At 37.1% G+C, this 18,064-nt stretch carries 12 protein-coding genes; 11 read left to right on the forward strand and 1 reads right to left on the reverse strand.

Features of this window, described 5'->3' with window-relative positions; all coding sequences use genetic code 11:
* The first annotated feature begins 92 nt into the window (after positions 1-92).
* The gene (locus J2Z60_RS09700; RefSeq protein WP_209687499.1) at positions 93-962 is read left to right on the forward strand and encodes a LysR family transcriptional regulator; all 870 of its coding nucleotides are present in this window, start codon (positions 93-95) and stop codon (positions 960-962) included.
* Between the two features lie 31 nt (positions 963-993).
* Here the strand turns inward: J2Z60_RS09700 and J2Z60_RS09705 are convergent, their stop codons facing one another.
* On the reverse strand, positions 994-1,398 hold the full coding sequence (locus J2Z60_RS09705; RefSeq protein ID WP_209687500.1) for a bis(5'-nucleosyl)-tetraphosphatase: 405 nt from the start codon (positions 1,396-1,398) through the stop codon (positions 994-996).
* A gap of 104 nt (positions 1,399-1,502) precedes the next feature.
* On the opposite strand from J2Z60_RS09705, the gene J2Z60_RS09710 reads away from it, so the two are divergent.
* The 10 genes from J2Z60_RS09710 to J2Z60_RS09755 all read left to right on the forward strand — a co-directional run.
* Entirely contained in the window at positions 1,503-1,931 is a 429-nt protein-coding gene (locus J2Z60_RS09710) for a hypothetical protein (protein ID WP_209687501.1), read from the forward strand.
* A 168-nt stretch (positions 1,932-2,099) separates the two neighbouring features.
* A complete protein-coding gene (locus tag J2Z60_RS09715) occupies positions 2,100-3,554 on the forward strand; it encodes an APC family permease (RefSeq protein ID WP_209687502.1) in 1,455 nt (484 codons plus the stop codon).
* Between the two features lie 97 nt (positions 3,555-3,651).
* The gene (gene polA / locus J2Z60_RS09720; protein WP_209687503.1) at positions 3,652-6,318 is read left to right on the forward strand and encodes a DNA polymerase I; all 2,667 of its coding nucleotides are present in this window, start codon (positions 3,652-3,654) and stop codon (positions 6,316-6,318) included.
* A 19-nt stretch (positions 6,319-6,337) separates the two neighbouring features.
* On the forward strand, positions 6,338-7,168 hold the full coding sequence (mutM, locus tag J2Z60_RS09725; protein WP_209687504.1) for a bifunctional DNA-formamidopyrimidine glycosylase/DNA-(apurinic or apyrimidinic site) lyase: 831 nt from the start codon (positions 6,338-6,340) through the stop codon (positions 7,166-7,168).
* Positions 7,165-7,761 carry a dephospho-CoA kinase gene (coaE, locus tag J2Z60_RS09730; RefSeq protein WP_209687505.1) on the forward strand — a complete coding sequence of 199 codons (597 nt, stop codon included), beginning with the start codon at positions 7,165-7,167 and terminating at the stop codon, positions 7,759-7,761. Before mutM ends, coaE begins: the two co-directional genes overlap by 4 nt.
* 5 nt (positions 7,762-7,766) lie before the next feature.
* Positions 7,767-8,234 (forward strand): transcriptional regulator NrdR, encoded by a 468-nt coding sequence (gene nrdR, locus J2Z60_RS09735; RefSeq protein WP_209687506.1) that lies wholly within the window; start codon positions 7,767-7,769, stop codon positions 8,232-8,234.
* A 3-nt stretch (positions 8,235-8,237) separates the two neighbouring features.
* Positions 8,238-9,617 carry a DnaD domain protein gene (locus J2Z60_RS09740; protein ID WP_209687507.1) on the forward strand — a complete coding sequence of 460 codons (1,380 nt, stop codon included), beginning with the start codon at positions 8,238-8,240 and terminating at the stop codon, positions 9,615-9,617.
* A 13-nt stretch (positions 9,618-9,630) separates the two neighbouring features.
* A complete protein-coding gene (dnaI, locus tag J2Z60_RS09745) occupies positions 9,631-10,533 on the forward strand; it encodes a primosomal protein DnaI (RefSeq protein ID WP_209687508.1) in 903 nt (300 codons plus the stop codon).
* Between the two features lie 285 nt (positions 10,534-10,818).
* Complete coding sequence (gene thrS / locus J2Z60_RS09750) at positions 10,819-12,750, forward strand: threonine--tRNA ligase (protein WP_209687509.1); 1,932 nt, start codon at positions 10,819-10,821, stop codon at positions 12,748-12,750.
* Positions 12,751-13,070: 320 nt separating this feature from the next.
* The coding region (locus J2Z60_RS09755) for a MiiA motif-containing surface protein (protein ID WP_245328797.1) at positions 13,071-18,064 on the forward strand (4,994 nt) is incomplete at its 3' end.

The following is an 18,064-nucleotide window of genomic DNA, read 5'->3' on the forward strand; positions in this document are numbered from 1 at the left end:
TTTGATGGTTTTATTTTAAAATTTATATTTTAGCATGTAAAAGATTTATGAGTTATACTGAAGTATAGATTATAGTTATGGAAGTGTTAAAAATGGACATTAGGGTCTTGAGGTACTTCTTGGTTATTTGCCAAGAAAAAAATATAACCCGGGCAGCACAAAGATTGCATTTATCACAACCGTCACTATCTAAGCAGATTAAGGATTTAGAAGATGAATTAGGGGTAACGTTATTTATGCGTGGTCATCGCAAGATTACCTTAACTGAGGAGGGATACTTCTTGCGTGACCGTGCTAAAGAGATTGTGAACTTGACGGACGATACTGCTAATAGCTTAGAAAAGACTAAAATTATTTCTGGCACCTTGAGAATAGGTCTAGGAGAAAGTCCTGCCATATATCCGATTATGCAGCTACTAAATAGGCTAATTTTGAACTATCCCGAGATCAAAATTGAACTAGTTGATGATATTGCGGATACTGTTGAGAGAAGGCTTAATCAAGGAACATTAGACTTTGGAATTGTTATGGGGGATCGGCTTTTAGATGATTTTGATAGTATAATTTTGAAGCCCAAGAACGAATTTGTAGCTGTTTTTGATGGCAAGTTACCACTAGCCCAAAAGGCCCTAATTAAGCCACAAGACTTGGTAGATTATCCTTTAATTATTACTAGTCAGACTCATGTGGAAGGAAAGTTTAAGGACTGGTTTGGTAAGTATTATCCTAAGATTAACATTGTAGCTAATAGTAATCTTTCTTATAATGGTTCTTTATTAGCACAGGCTGGACATTTGGTGCATATAACTTATCGCGATATTGCTGATATTGATCGAACTAATTTAGTCCAGAGACCACTTTCTCCAAATGTTTGGGATAAAAATACTTTAATCTGGAAGAAAGACATTAAGCAATCCAATCTTGAACGCTTATTTTTAAATGAAATAAAAAAATTATCTTAAATAAAAAAGCGCCAAATTTAGCGTGGCGTCTTTAAAAATCTAAAAAATTATTTGCCTCTTGGAGACAGTTGAATAAAGCAGGACGAGAGAGTAGATCTTTAGCAGTCTTTAGGTCAACCCACTTGCCGTCGACAATTTCTTCTGGTTGCCAGATCGGAACTTGTTGTTCATCAAATTGCGCTAAGAATAAAGTAACTAGCTTGTCTTGACCAGAAGCAACAGGGTAGGTAAGACTAGTCTTAAATTGAGACAGAAAGTTAGGTCTAAGACCTGTTTCTTCAAATACTTCTCGATGAGCAGCTTGTAAGGTGGTCTCATGATTTTCTAAATGGCCTTTAGGAAAGCCCCAAGTTCTGTGCCATAGACTCTGAACAATTAGGAATTTGCGTTCAGTCTCAATTGTACGAAAAATAATTGCTCCAGCTGAATATTCCATTTTGCATTTCCCCTAATAATTAATTTTGTAGAATAAGGATATTTTAGCACTTAATTTTCGTTATAATAAATAATGTTGAGAATTTTGTTATTTGGAGGACTCTTTTGAAAAAAATTGACGCAGACCAGTTATTGAAAAGGCTTGAATTGATAGATACATTATTTCAATTGATGTTGGGTATCCTTTTTATGTATTCGGGATTAACTCAGGACCAGAATGTTATGGCTAGGATGTGCATTGTTAGCTTATTCATTCTATTGGTAATTACTGAACACTACTTGAGTTCTTGGAAGAAAGAATGGTTTCCAGATCATGATGATGAAGTATTACAAGAAGCACTTGGTGGTAATAAAGCTGTTACGCTAATCGCTGTAGCGATAACCATGTTTATAATAATTGCTGCAATTGCATTTTTATTTTTTAAGTTTAAGATTTCATTACTTTTAATGTTTGGAATTGTAATTGTCGCCATAAATTTATTAAATATCGGATTAGAAATCTTAATAGCTATTTTAGAGAAATTTATTAGCTAGTATTAGGTCACCTTTGAGAGGTGACTTTTTTGATGACTTAAATAATTATAAAAAATAAAATAAGATCTTAAATTTTTATAATTATTTATTTTATTTTTTGGATTACTCGTGTAATATACTTATATGTAGTTTTTTAGGTATTTAATTAAATTAATTTGGAGGGATTAAATGAGTTTTTGGCAAAAAATAACCCATAAACAGGATCCAAAGGTTTATGCAGATAAAGATAAGAAGTTAGTTCCTTCATTGACAACGATTGACTTATTGGCTTTAGGAATCGGAATGGTTGTTGGGACAGGCATTTTTACCCTTCCTGGAATTGTTGCTGCTAATCATGCTGGACCTGCTGTAACGATTGCCTTTATCTTAGGAGCAATTGGAGCAGGCATGGCGGCACTGGCTTATGTAGAAACGTCGTCAGTCTTACCATTTGCGGGATCGGCTTTTTCGTGGATTAGCGTTCTATTTGGTGAATTTTTAGGCTGGATTTGTGGCTGGGCATTATTAGCAGAGTACTTTGTTTCAGTAGCCTTTGTAGCTTCTGGCTGGTCTGCTTATATGCAAGGATTTTTGAAGCAATTTGATATTGTTTTACCTAATTTTTTAGCCCAAGGATTGGACTTTAAAGGGCATGGCGGAGTGGATATTCTAACAATTTTCATTACCATGCTCACAGGCTTCCTTCTTTCTCGCGGATTGAAGAAGGTTAGTCGGGTAGAGAATTCTCTAGTTATATTGAAGATTATTGTAATTGTTTTATTTATTGCAGTTGGTCTGACAGCTATTCATCCAAATAATTATGTGCCATTTATCCCACCGCATAAGGCGGGGACTAACTTTGGTGGCTGGCAAGGAATTTTAGCTGGGACATCGCAGCTGTTTTTGGTATATGTTGGCTTTGATGCGATTGCTGCCAATACTGCCGAAGCCAAGAACCCTCAAAAGACAATGCCGCGTGGAATTGTGGGGACTCTGGTAATTGGTACAGCATTGTTTGTAGCTGTTTCTTTAGTGTTAGTTGGAATGTTTAATTACAAGATATATGCTGGTAACGCAGAACCTGCAGCTTTTGCATTAAGAAAGGCTGGTCACTTGTTAACTGCTAACTTACTTTCAGTTGTGGCTATCTTTGGTATGTTAACTGGCATGATTGGGATGCAGATGGCTTCATCAAGACTTATCTATGCTTTTGGACGAGATGGATTCTTGCCTAAATCTTTAGGCCACTTAGATAAGAATAAGACACCTCAAAAGGCCCTCTGGATCGTGACGGTCACTGCTGCTATAGTTGGTGGTGTCTTACCATTTACGTTTTTATCTAATTTAGTTTCTGCTGGTACTTTAATTGCATTTATTATGGTGTCGATTGGCATATATCGTTTGAGGAAGCGTGAAGGAATTGACCTACCTAATCCTACTTTCAAGATGCCGCTATATCCAATTTTGCCAGCACTTTCGGCAATTGTTTCAGGAATCATCTTTTGGCAATTAAGTATTGATGCTAAGCTCTTAATGTTAGTCTGGCTTATCTTGGGCAGTATCGTTTACTTCATTTATGGCTGTCGCCATGCTCATTCAGAAATTCCAGACGAAATAAGCGAAAATATTCAAGATGAAATTTAAAACGTTTTTCAAATGAACGTTAACTACAAAAAACTGTTAAAATGTAGTACGAAAGAAAATTGTATTACTTTTAACAGTTTTTATTTTAGGAGGACTTATGACCGATAAAAAATTACTTTTAATTGACGGAAACTCTGTAGCTTTTCGTGCTTTTTATGCTTTATACCGTCAACTTGATAACTTCACAAGTCCTGATGGCTTGCATACAAATGCAATTTACGCGTTTAAAAATATGTTAGACGTTGTTTTGCGTGATGTAGATCCAACTAATGTTTTAGTGGCTTTTGATGCTGGAAAAATTACATTTAGGAATAAAATGTATGATGATTACAAGGGTGGTCGTGCTAAAACCCCAAGTGAATTGTCTGAGCAAATGCCAATAATTAAGGAGTTATTAGCTGACTTGGGTATTAAGAGTTATGAATTGCCAAACTATGAGGCTGACGATATCATCGGAACAATGGCAAAAAAAGGTGCTGAAAAAGATTTTCAAGTTACTGTAGTAACTGGAGATCGTGACTTGACTCAACTTGCTTCTGATCATACCACTGTTATGGTAACTAAGAAGGGAGTTGGCGAACTTGAAGCCTATACCCCAGAACATATGAAGGAAGTTAATGGTGTAACACCAACTGAATTTATTGATATGAAAGCTCTGATGGGTGATAGCTCTGATAATTATCCTGGAGTTGAAAAGATTGGTCCTAAGACCGCTTCTAAACTTATTCAAAAATATGGCAGCGTTGAAAACTTATATGACCATATTGATGAAATGAAGAAGTCCAAGATGAAGGAGAACTTAATTAAGGACAAAGACAAGGCCCTCTTAGGTAAAAAACTAGCTACTATTAATTGTGATTCACCAATTGAAGTCAGTTTAGAAGATACCAAGCTCCAAGCAATTAATTATGAACAATTGCGTCAGCTTTATGAACGATTGAACTTTAGGAAGTTTTTAGCCCAGCTTAATAATGAAGAAGCGGCAGGCGATGAAACACCAAGTCCTGCAGAGAGCTACCAATATCAAGTGTTGACAAAAGATAATTTAGATCTAGTTGTTAATCCTGATGGGCAAGAAGTTAGCTTCTATTTAGCTATGCTAGGAGAAAATTATCATTTAGCGTCTTTTGAAGGCTTTTCATTAAAGATAGGCAATCAAATATACGTATCTAAAGACAGCAACTTACTTAAAGAATCTAGCTTACAGAGCTTATTGGAAGATAAGAATATCTCTAAGAATGTCTTTGATATTAAGAGAACCTATGTTGGCTTACATCGTCTAGATATTGAAGCTGAGGGTCTAAATTATGACATGTTATTAGCTTCATACTTAGTTAATAATGAGAATAACTCTAATGACTTAGGTGAAATTGCCCACCTCTATGATGAATATAGTGTTAAGACGGACTTAGAAGTCTATGGTAAGGGTAAGAAGACAGCTATTCCAGAAGATAATGAATTCTTTAAACACTTGGCGGCTAAGGTGGCTGTAATTGACAAGCTAAAGCCACTACTCTTAAACAAGTTAAAAGAGCATGAGCAAGATGACCTATATGAAACGATTGAAATTCCGGTAGCCTTTGTCTTAGCTAAGATGGAAATTGTTGGTATGAAAGTAGAAGCTCCAGTTCTAATTCAAATGGGTAATGATCTGGCAGTTAAGATTGATGAATTAGAGAAAAAAATCTACTCTCAAGCAGGCGAAGAATTTAATTTAAACTCACCTAAACAATTGGGTCATATCTTATTTGAAAAGCTAAACTTGCCACCAATTAAAAAGACTAAAACCGGTTATTCTACTTCGGTTGAAGTTTTAGAACAATTAAGACGAAAAAGTCCAATTGTTTCTGAAATTTTAGACTATCGTCAGTTAAGTAAGCTCCAATCGACCTATATTAAGGGCTTGCTTGAATGTATTCAATCTGATGGTCGAATTCATACTCGTTACTTGCAAACTTTGACCGCAACTGGACGTCTATCATCAGTTGATCCTAACTTGCAGAATATTCCAACTAGAACTGATGAGGGTAAGCAGATTAGGAAGGCATTTGTACCTAGCACTGAGGATGGCTATATTTTCTCCTGTGACTATTCTCAAGTTGAATTACGTGTATTAGCTCATGTTTCAGGAGATGAAGCTATGCAAGAAGCCTTTAAGTCTGGCTACGATATTCATGCTCATACTGCGATGAAGATTTTTCACTTAGCTTCTCCTCAAGAAGTAACGCCACTGATGCGTCGTCATGCTAAGGCAGTTAACTTCGGAATTGTATATGGTATTTCCGATTATGGCTTATCGAAGAATATTGGAATATCACGTAAGCAAGCTAAGCAATTTATTGACAATTACTTCGAACAGTATCCTCAAGTACATGAATATATGGATAAGGCAATTAAACTTGCCCGTGAAAAAGGCTACGCAGAAACAATCATGCACCGCAGACGGTATTTGCCAGATATTCATGCTAAGAACTTCAATGTGAGGAGCTTTGCCGAGAGAACGGCAATTAATTCTCCAATTCAAGGTTCAGCTGCCGATATTATTAAGATTGCGATGATCAATATGCAAAACAAGCTTGATGAACTTCACTTAAAGACTAAGATGGTCCTTCAAGTTCATGATGAATTGATTTTTGATGTGCCAAAAGATGAGCTAGAAACAATCCAAAAGATAGTTCCTCAAGTAATGCAATCAGCAGTTCAATTAGATGTACCACTAATTGCTGATTCTAACTGGGGTAAGAATTGGTATGATGCAAAATAAAAAAAGTAGGTGATTATCTATGCCGGAAATGCCAGAAGTAGAAACAGTTAGACGAACCTTATCCCCTCTAATGCAGGGAAAGATAATTAAAGAAGTAACAGTCTGGTATCCCAAAATAATCGTAGGAGATAGTAATGCTTTTATTCAAAAGTTAACTGGCAAAAAAGTACTGAAAATTGATCGCTATGGAAAGTATTTACTTATTAGGTTAAGTGATGACCTAACTTTAGTATCTCACTTAAGAATGGAAGGTAAGTACCGAATTACTACTGCCGCTGCTCCTAAAGAAAAGCATGAGCATATTCAGTTTATCTTTACTGATGGAAGTGCAATTCGTTATGATGATGTTCGTAAGTTTGGCCGGATGCATTTAGTAGAGACAGGGACGGAGAGGCAGACTACAGGAATACGTCACTTAGGTCCTGAACCTAATACGGATGAATTTAGTGTTGAATATTTTTATCAAAAACTCGCCAAAAAGAAGAAAAATATCAAAAATACCTTATTAGATCAAACTATTGTCTGTGGTTTAGGAAATATCTATGTTGATGAGGTTCTATGGCAGAGTAAGATTGCTCCTTTAAGTAGTGCCCAAAGAATTCCTTATGATGCAGTTGTTAAGCTACATCATAATATTAATCAGACAATTGCCGAAGCAATCGAAAAGAACGGAACAACAGTTCATAGCTTCTTAAATGCAGCAGGTAAAACTGGTGACTATCAAAATGAACTAAAAGTATACGGTCGTGCAGGGCAAGAGTGTTTACGCTGCAAGACAATTCTAGAAAAAATTAAGGTTAACGGAAGAGGGACAACATATTGTCCTAATTGTCAGGTACTGTATAAATGACATACTTGTTAGGATTAACTGGCGGGATAGCAACTGGCAAAAGTACAGCTGATAGATTTTTTATTAAGAAGAAAATCCCAGTTATTGATGCTGACCAAATAGCCCATGAATTAATGCTCAAGGGAAATTCTAGTTATAAGCTAATTGTGGCTCATTTCGGAGAGGGCATTTTAGCTGCAACTGGTGAAATTGATCGTAAAAAGTTAGGCGCAATCGTTTTTAATAATAAAAATCAACTAAAAAAATTAAATGAATTGACTCATCCACTTATTTTAAATAATATGGAAGAAAAAATAGGTCAATATCGAGCCAATAATGAACCATTGGTAATTCTAGATATTCCCTTACTTTTTGAGGGTAATTTAACTAATCTGTGTGATGCAACACTATTAATTAGCGCTCCAGTTCAATTACAATTGAGCCGCTTAATGATAAGGAATAGTTTAAGTAAGCAGGAAGCTCAAAGAAGAATCGCTAGTCAAATGCCATTATCTGAAAAGAAAAAATTGGCAGATTATGTAATTGAGAATACTGGGACAATTAATGATTTAGAGAATAAATTATCTAATTTATTAAAAGAAATAGGTAGGTAAAAATTATGGAATGTCCAAATTGTCATGAAAATTCTTCGCGTGTAATTGATTCGCGTCCCAGTGATGAGAATCGGGCAATTAGAAGAAGAAGAGAATGTGAAAAATGTGGGTTCCGTTTTACAACTTTTGAAAGAGTAGAGAAGGCCCCATTATTAGTGATAAAGAATGACGGAACGCGTGAGCCATTTAACCGTGAAAAAATTCTCCATGGTGTTGTTATGGCTGCCCAAAAGCGCCCAGTATCAAGTGAACAACTAAATACCTTAGTGGATCATGTTGATAATGCAGTTAGAAAGCAAGGCGTAAGTGAAATTTCATCTAAGGATATTGGTGAATATGTGATGAAAGAATTAGCCGATATTGATGATGTTGCTTACATTCGCTTTGCAAGTATTTATCGTCAATTTAAAGATGTTTCTGGATTTATGGAGGCCATGGAAGATATGATGGCCAAGCATGATAGGGAGAAGTAGTTCATGTTTGCAAGTACAGATCCTAGAGAGCCTTTTTACGTTGCAAATAAAGTTGAACTTGATGATGAAAAAGAAAGAGTCTTAACTAGGCTTTATCAACCTTTAGTTGGAATCTTAGGCGTTGGTCTGTATATAACATTAATGAGTGAATTTGATAGTGTCCCTTTAGCTGGAGATTATAAGACGCTCTATCAGTTGCAAGATCAGACTGACAGTAGTTTGAAAGATATTTTTGATGCAATACATAAGCTAGAAGCTACAGGATTAGTTAAGACTTATGTTGGGAATAATCCAATTTTGGGTGAAGTTATTATTTTTGAAATTCTACCAATTCCAGCTGCACAGGAGTTTTTTAAGACTTTTTTGCTTTCAAGTCTATTATTAGAGAAGGTAGGCTCTTACGCTTACCAGCGCCTAGTTGATGACTTTACACCAAGGAAGTTTAGGGGATTAGAGAATGCTCAAGAAGTTACGAGTGGATTTTTTGATGTATTTCATTTAAATAAAGAAAAAGCTATCGAACCTGAACAAGAAGTAAAAGCGGCCTCTCAAAAGGTAGGCGATAGTCCCAAGAAGGGTATTAATATTGGTCATAACGTAGCTGAAATTGATTGGCAGTTCTTAATTGATAGCTTTGAACTATATCATATTGATAAAAAAGAAATTACTCTGCATAAGAATGAAATTAGTCAGATTATTAATTTCTATGACCTAAGCGAATTAGAATTCGTTAATGTAACTTTGCCTACTTTATCGTCAGCTAGTAACAAGCTTGACATTCGTGCTATTCAGCTTGCCGCTAATGAAAACTATGGCAGCAGAACTAATAGCAAGATTATTAGCAATCAGATTAAACAGGCCAACGAAGATAAGGTAAAGAATAATGTTGCTGAGCCTAATTTATCCGAAAAAGAAAAAGAACTAGAAAAGAATATGGCAACTCTTAAACCAGTTGACTTCTTGCAAGATTTGAAGAAAGCTAAGAGGCAGTTTGCAACTTCGGCTGAACGTGTTGCAGCATTTAAGATTGAAAACAATTACGGTATTAGTATGGAACTAGCTAATGCGGTGATTTATGGCTGCTTACAATCTAATTTATCTTTATATTTGAGAAGTGCAGAAAGAATTATCAATGATTGGGCTAGTCATGAGATTACTACGGCAGCAGAAGCAATTGTCTATATGCGTAAACGCAAACAAGCTAAACAAGAGCGCCAAGAAAGAAGTTATACCCCGAAGCGTTATTACCAACCTAAACCTCCGCGCCCAGTTCAAGGAGTGGATTGGGATAATTATCATCCTGAATCAGAAAAAGAAGGTCCTGTCTTATCTAAAGAAGAAATGAATGAGATATTTCGTAAATATGGAAAAAATAATGATTAAGGTGGTGAGTTAATTGGAGTCTATTGGGGATGTCTTAAAAAATATTGTAGATAAAAAATACCTAAATCAAAATCAATCCCGAATGAGAGAACTTGCCTTGCAAAATCCTAAAGTGCAAGAATTTTTAAATCAAAATCAGGTCGATCAAGCAACACTAAATCGTTCATTAAGTAATTTAGTTCTGTATGTTCAGCAATTAAATTCTCAAAGTAATAAGCGAGTAATGGCAGGCTATGAGCCTAAGCTATTTCTTAACGGCAATGTTATCGACGTAACCTATACTCCTACTAGACAAAAGCAAAAGCATGATGCAAGTCAAGCAGCTGCTAGAAGGATTGAATTGATCGACTTACCTTTAAAGCTACGTAATATTGAATTACAAGAAGTTGATCAAACAGCAGGTAGGATGTTAGCATTAACTGAAATTGCTAAATTCTTAGATGAATTTGATGAAAATAAACATGCTAGAGGACTTTATTTAGATGGTGATTTTGGGGTTGGCAAGACATATATGTTAGCAGCCTTAGCCAATTCAATCGCAAGAAAGGGGACTAAGGTAATCTTTTTACATGTGCCTTCTTTTATAGCTAGTTTAAGTAGTCACTTTGAAGATAATAGTCTAAATGAAGAAATAGATCGTATTGCACAAGCACCAGTTGTAATCTTTGATGATATTGGAGCTGAGACTTTAAGCGAATGGTCACGTGACGACGTTTTAGGTGTAATTTTGCAAAAACGCATGGATAATGAATTGCCAACTTTCTTTAGTTCAAATCTTAACTTAAATATGCTTAGTGATCACTTTGCTCAAGTAAAAAATGGTCAAAATAATTTAAAGGCTGATCGTTTAATGGAGCGGGTTACTTTTTTAAGTAAAGAGGTCCTAGTTCGTGGAGAAAATCGCCGTCATCAATAAAAATTTTTAATTTTCACTTGCATCTAAACTGTTAGCTAGTATAATGTAAAGCGATGAAAGACATGACTGCCTCTACCTCAGAGACAAGAACCTAGTTCTGGAAGTTCTTGATTAGGAGGTCGCCCCACTTTCTTCAGCCCAAGTTTGATATTATATTTTTGGTTAGGTACCATTAACAACCTTAGAGGAACTAGTAAACGACTAGTTCGAATTTTGGGTGGAACCACGTAATTAACGTCCCAGCACTTTTATGAGTGCTGGGATTTTTTATTTGGAGGTAAAAATATGAGTTTTGCTGTAACTTTGCCAGATGGCTCAAAGAAAGAATTTAATGAACCAGTATCAGTTAAGGAATTGGCTTCATCAATTGCAACCTCTCTTGGAAAGGCTGCTGTTGGTGCCAAGATTAATGGTACTGTTAAGCCATTAGACTATGTTGTAGATCAAGATGTAGAAGCAGCTATTATTACTGATAAGGATGAAGAAGGATTAGATATTTTACGTGCTACTGCTGCATTCTTATTTGAAGCAGTTGTTAAGCGCGAATATGATAATATCCGCTTAGGTCAACATGAAGCTAGTGAAGATGGTTTCTTTGTTGATACTGATAAAGAGAACCAAATTAAAGTTTCTGAATTGCCAAAGCTTGAAAAAGCTATGCAAAAAGCTATCAAGAATGGTGAAAAGATTGAATATACCACTATGGATAAGAGTGAACTTGAAGGTCTTTTCAAGGATGATCCATTTAAGCTTGACTTACTTAAAAATGAAGCTGACGAAGTTGCAGTTTATAAGTTAGGTGATTTTGTAGACTTTGGCTTTGAGGCATTATTACCAAATACTGGCAAGATTAAGCAATTCAAATTATTGTCAGTTGCCGGTGCTTACTGGATGGGTAAGTCTTCTAACCCTATGCTTCAAAGAATCTTTGGTACTGCATTCTTTAAGGCAGCTGACTTAGAAGCAGATCTTAAGCGTCGTGAAGAAATTAAAGAGAGAGATCACAGAACTATCGGTAGAGATTTGGACTTATTCTTTGTTGATCCTAAGGTTGGTGCAGGTCTTCCTTACTGGTTACCAAAGGGTGCAACTATCCGTCGTGTAATTGAACGTTACATTATTGACAAGGAAGTTGCAGATGGCTATAAGCACGTTTACACTCCAGTCTTAATGAACTTAGATGCTTACAAGACTTCAGGTCACTGGGCACACTATCGTGATGATATGTTCCCACCAATGGACATGGGTGATGGCGAAATGCTTGAATTACGTCCTATGAACTGTCCAAGTCATATCCAAATCTACAAGCATCACATTCGTTCATACCGTGACTTACCACTTCGTATTGCTGAATTAGGTATGATGCACAGATATGAAAAGTCAGGTGCCTTGTCAGGTCTTCAACGTGTACGTGAAATGACCTTAAATGACGGTCACACATTCGTAGAGTTAGACCAAGTTCAAGAAGAATTTGCTAAGGTATTGAAGTTGATTATGGATGTCTACAAGGACTTCGATATTACTGACTACTACTTCAGATTATCTTACCGTGATCCTAAGAATACTGATAAGTACTTTGCTAATGATGAAATGTGGGAAAGAAGTCAAAAGATGCTTAAGGCAGCTATGGATGACTTAGGTCTTGACTACGTTGAAGCAGAAGGTGAAGCTGCATTCTATGGTCCTAAGCTTGATATTCAAACTAAGACTGCCTTGGGTAACGACGAAACCATGTCAACTATCCAATTAGACTTCATGCTTCCAGAAAGATTTGGCTTGACTTATGTAGGTAAAGATGGTGAAGAACACCGCCCAGTTATGATTCACCGTGGTATTGTTGGTACTATGGAAAGATTCATTGCTTACTTAATTGAAATCTACAAGGGTGCCTTCCCAACTTGGCTTGCTCCAGTTCAAGCTGAAATTATCCCGGTTAACCTTGACGCTCATAGCGAATATGCTAAGAAGGTTGAAGAAGAGCTTAATAAGCGTGGCTTTAGAGCTGAAGTGGACAACCGTAATGAGAAGTTAGGTTACAAGATTCGTGAATCTCAAACCCAAAAGGTACCATACACTCTAGTTCTGGGTGATGATGAAATGAATGCAGGTAATGTAAATGTTCGTCCTTATGGTACTGAAGATCAAATTACTATGAGTTTAGATGAATTTATTAATAAGATTGACGCAGATGTTAAGTCATACTCACGTGAAAAATAATCAAATACTATTGTAGAAAAAGTATTTAATTAAAAAACTAAATATTAAAAGAAAAAATCTACTAGAAAATTTAAAATCTAGTAGATTTTTTCTATACATTTTAATCAAATGTCGCTATAATTGAGTCACTATAAATAAAAAGAAAGGTGTACTATTTTGAGGAAAATCTATTGAATGATAACATAACAATTGAGAAAAGATTTATTAAATAACACTACTAAAGCTGTTATTTTCACTTAATATAACTGACAAAACAAAGTATACATGTTACCATTATATTGTAAGCGATGACATGTTTTTTCATTGTGTGAGGTACAGATATGAAGAATTGGATAAGTACAAATGAAAAGCAACGCTTTGCGCTGAAAAAGATATCAGGTAAAATGGTATCCGTTTTAGTGGGTACAACGTTGTTTGGATTTTATTTAGGAACCAAAAACAATATTCAAGTAGTTCACGCTGATACAATCACAGCTTCTTCAGATGTATCAGCTAGTTTAGAAACTGCAAAGACTAATACTGAGACGGCTTCAACAACTAAAAATACGCCAGCAGCAACTGATTCTACAGATAATACAGTTAAGGATGCGGCATCAATAACAGCTGCAACCAATAATAATCAGTCAACAACAGCTTCAACAACTAATAATGATCAAGAAACTGCGAAGACTGCAACAACCGCTGATCAAACTGCAGATACTGAGAATAAGACTGCATCTACAACTTCAACAGATAAAGAAGCTAAGCCAGTAGCATCGAATGCAACAGCAGCTACTAATGATAATTCTCAATCATTAACTCCTAGTGTAGATCCAAATAAGACTGAGGAAGCAAGTAGTACTGCTGCAGTACCAACATCTGAAACAACTACTGTGTCCACATCTGACTTAAATACTACTAATAATCAAAATGCTAAGAGTACTTTAGCTACTACACTTTTAGCAGCTACCAATACTACTGCAAGCACAACTAGTTCAGAGGAGGGATTACCTAAGTCTGATCAAGTTTTCACCCTTGTAGAAGCTCCACTTTACAATGACATAGTATCAACAGAACAGACCAAGGGTAGAGAAAGTACCTGGTTATGGAAGGTTATAAACTCTGGTCCTTATCATGAACAAGGATATAACGAAGTTAAAAGGATATTGCAGGATCCCAACTTGTATTACTTCGCTGCTTTTGGTGACTATAACAACTCTACTCACAGAGTTATCTTAGTAGCGCGCGATAAAAACAATTTGGATAATCCAACCATTACAGTCAACATTGTAGGCTTTGATGCAGGTATGAATACTGAGACGGTAAAAGTTGCCGCAAACACCACTAAAACCAATACTTACTATAATTCTGCAGATAAGGGTGATTACACTATTCAAAACTTTGGTAATGGTTCATACTCTATTACCTTAAATACCTTTACTAATGGCTTTGGGTTATTACCAGTATTTGATAGTGGGCACTTGAATAATGACCTTGTTAATAAGACCGAAAGTCAATATAACGATATTGCTCGGAATGAATCAATTGGTATCTATGCTAGCTATATTCCTAAACCGCGTACCCAAATTATTCGCTATGTAGATCAAGCGACAGGCAAGGATATCGTTCAACCGATTGACATTAGCGGCTATGGTTACCAACCATATAGAACAAGTGATGTCACTCCGCCAACTGTTGATGGCTATACTTACAAGGGGTCTTCAGGCTTTGCCACTGATGGATCTGAGCCTCAATATGAGGAGTTAGGTGTACCAACTGTCGGTTATGTGACTGAATTTAGCGTCGGCGAAGCCTTTGACTTCTCTGAGACTAGCGACGTTATGGTCAGAAGCACTGTCATCGATAAAGATGGTACTATTCGTTCCGTTGTCTACTACAAGGGTAAGCCTTTAAATGAAACTGCTGGTACAAGTGGCGTAAAGATTCTTGGTACTAATGCCAATAACAATACCATGAACTTTACTATAAATGGTTTGCAATATACTTTCACTAACCCAGTAACTGCTACTGACAACAGTACTGTATACTACTACGCTAAAACTGGTCATGAGCAAGAAAGTACTATGACTGTGCACTACATCGATGTTACTAAGAGTGGGCTTAATAGTAACTTTATTCCAACTGATGGTACAGAAGTATCTAAACAAGTTTTAACTGGAAATATCGGTGAAGCTTACACCAATACTCTGGAAGCACCAAAAGGCTATAAGATAGTAGCAAATGATGAAACTGCTAAAAGTGGTACCTACTCAATTGATGAGCACGATGCTTATGTATATGTCAAGCAAGAGTCTCCATTAAACGAGCAATATGATCCACAGCCAAATGAACTTACAGCAAATGTGGGAGATGAAGTGCCAGAAGCAAAAAGCCAAATTAAGAATACTGGCGATTTACCAGCAGATACTCAATACGCATGGCAAACTCAGCCGGATCTTTCAAAGGCAGGCACAAGTACAGCAGTAGTTAGAGTAACATATGGAGATGGTACATATGATGATGTTAATATTCCAGTAACTGTAACTGTAAAGCAGACAGAAGCGGACAAGTACACGCCAAATGTTCCAACGACCAAGGTACCAGTAGACGACGTAAATAACTTAACAGACGAAGAAAAAGGTCAGGTTAAGACCAACGTAGAAAAGGCTAACCCGGACTTACCATCAGGAGCGACAGTGACTGTTGGTAACGATGGAACAGCAACAATTACATACGGCGACAAGTCAACTGATACGATTGACGGTAAGCAATTAGTCGAGGCAAAGCCAGACGCCGATAAGTACACGCCAAATGTTCCAACGACCAAGGTGCCAGTAAACGACGTAAATAACTTAACAGACGAAGAAAAGGGTCAGGTTAAGACCAACGTAGAAAAAGCTAACCCGGGCTTACCATCAGGAGCGACAGTGACTGTTGGTAATGATGGAACAGCAACAATCACATATGGCGACAAGTCAACTGATACGATTGACGGTAAGCAGTTAGTTGAAGCAAAGCCAGACGCTGACAAGTACACACCAAATGTTCCAACTACTAAGGTACCAGTAAACGATGTAACAAACTTAACAGACGAAGAAAAGGGTCAGGTTAAGACTAACGTAGAAAAGGCTAACCCGGACTTACCATCAGGAGCGACAGTGACTGTTGGTAACGATGGAACAGCAACAATCACCTACAGCGATAAATCAACAGACACATTATCAGGTAGCGACTTAGTTGAAGCTAAGAAAGATAATGAAAAGTACGAACTGAAGCCGGGCAAAGAAGTCAAAGTTGACGATACAAACAAGTTAACGGATCCAGAAAAGCAAGCTGTAGGCGACGCAATCAAAGAGGCTAACCCAGATGCTCCAATCAAGAATATTGCAGTCGACGATAAGGGTAAAGCAACTGTAACCTTCAACGATGACAGTACAGGTGAAGTACAAGGCAATGTAGTAGCTAAGAAGGATAATGAAAAGTACGAACTGAAGCCGGGCAAAGAAGTCAAAGTTGACGATACAAACAAGTTAACGGATCCAGAAAAGCAAGCTGTAGGCGACGCAATCAAAGAGGCTAACCCAGATGCTCCAATCAAGAATATTGCAGTCGACGATAAGGGTAAAGCAACTGTAACCTTCAACGATGACAGTACAGGCGAAGTACAAGGCAACATAGTAGCTAAGAAAGATAATGACAAGTACGAACTGAAGCCGGGCAAAGAAGTCAAAGTTGATGATACAAACAAGTTAACGGATCCGGAAAAGCAAGCTGTAGGAGACGCAATTAAGGAAGCCAATCCAGATGCCCCAATCAAGAATATAGAAGTAGATGATAAGGGTAAAGCAACTGTAACCTTCAATGATGACAGTACAGGTGAAGTACAAGGTAACGTAGTAGCTAAGAAAGATAATGAAAAGTACACACCAAATGTTCCGACTACCAAGGTACCAGTAAACGATGTAACAAAGTTAACAGACGAAGAAAAGGGTCAAGTTAAGACCAACGTTGAGAAGGCTAACCCTGACTTACCAAAAGATGCGCAAGTAATGATTGGCGATGATGGTACAGCTACCATTACTTACGGCGACGAATCAACTGACACGATTGCCGGTAACCAATTGGTTGAAGGTAAGAAAGATGCCGATAAGTATGATTTGAAGCCGGGCAAAGAAGTCAAAGTTGATGATACAAACAAGTTAACGGATCCGGAAAAGCAAGCTGTAGGAGACGCAATCAAAGAAGCTAACCCGGATGCTCCAATCAAGAATATTGCAGTTGACGATAAAGGCAAAGCAACTGTAACCTTCAATGATGACAGTACAGGTGAAGTACAAGGCAACATAGTAGCCAAGAAAGATAATGAGAAGTACGACCTGAAGCCAGGCAACGAAGTTAAAGTAAATGATCCAAGTCATTTAACAGACGAAGAAAAGCAAGCTGTAGGAGACGCAATCAAAGAAGCTAACCCAGATGCTCCAATCAAGAATATTGCAGTCGACGATAAGGGTAAGGCAACTGTAACCTTTAATGACGATAGTACAGGCGAAGTACAAGGCAACATAGTAGCTAAGAAAGATAATGACAAGTACGAACTGAAGCCGGGCAAAGAAGTCAAAGTTGATGATACAAACAAGTTAACGGATCCGGAAAAGCAAGCTGTAGGAGACGCAATTAAGGAAGCCAATCCAGATGCCCCAATCAAGAATATTGCAGTTGACGATAAAGGCAAAGCAACTGTAACCTTCAACGATGACAGTACCAAAGATGTTCAAGGAAACATAGTAGGCAAATCCGATGCTGACAAGTACACACCAAATGTTCCAACGACCAAGGTACCAGTAAACGATGTAAACAACTTAACCGAAGAAGAAAAAGGTCAAGTTAAGACCAACGTTGAAAAAGCAAATCCAAACTTACCATCAGGTGCAGAAGTAACGATTGGCAATGATGGTACTGCAACAATCACTTACAGCGACAAGTCAACAGACACAATTGCCGGTAACCAATTAGTTGAGGCAAAGCCAGAATCTGAGAAGTACACACCAAACGTTCCAGCAACCAAGGTCCCAGTAAACGACGTAAACAACTTAACTGAGGAAGAAAAGGGTCAAGTTAAGACCAACGTTGAAAAGGCTAACCCAGATTTACCAAAAGATGCGGAAGTAACGATTGGTAACGATGGTACAGCTACAATTACATACGATGACAAATCAACTGACACAATTTCAGGCAGTGAGTTGGTAACTAAGAAGCCAGATACTTCTACAGAGCAAGAAGTAAAATTGCCAGACAGCAAGGTAGAAGTCGTCGATCCAAACCACTTAACTGATGA

The organism is Lactobacillus colini, assembly GCF_017874575.1.
Classification (GTDB): Bacteria; Bacillota; Bacilli; order Lactobacillales; family Lactobacillaceae; genus Lactobacillus; species Lactobacillus colini.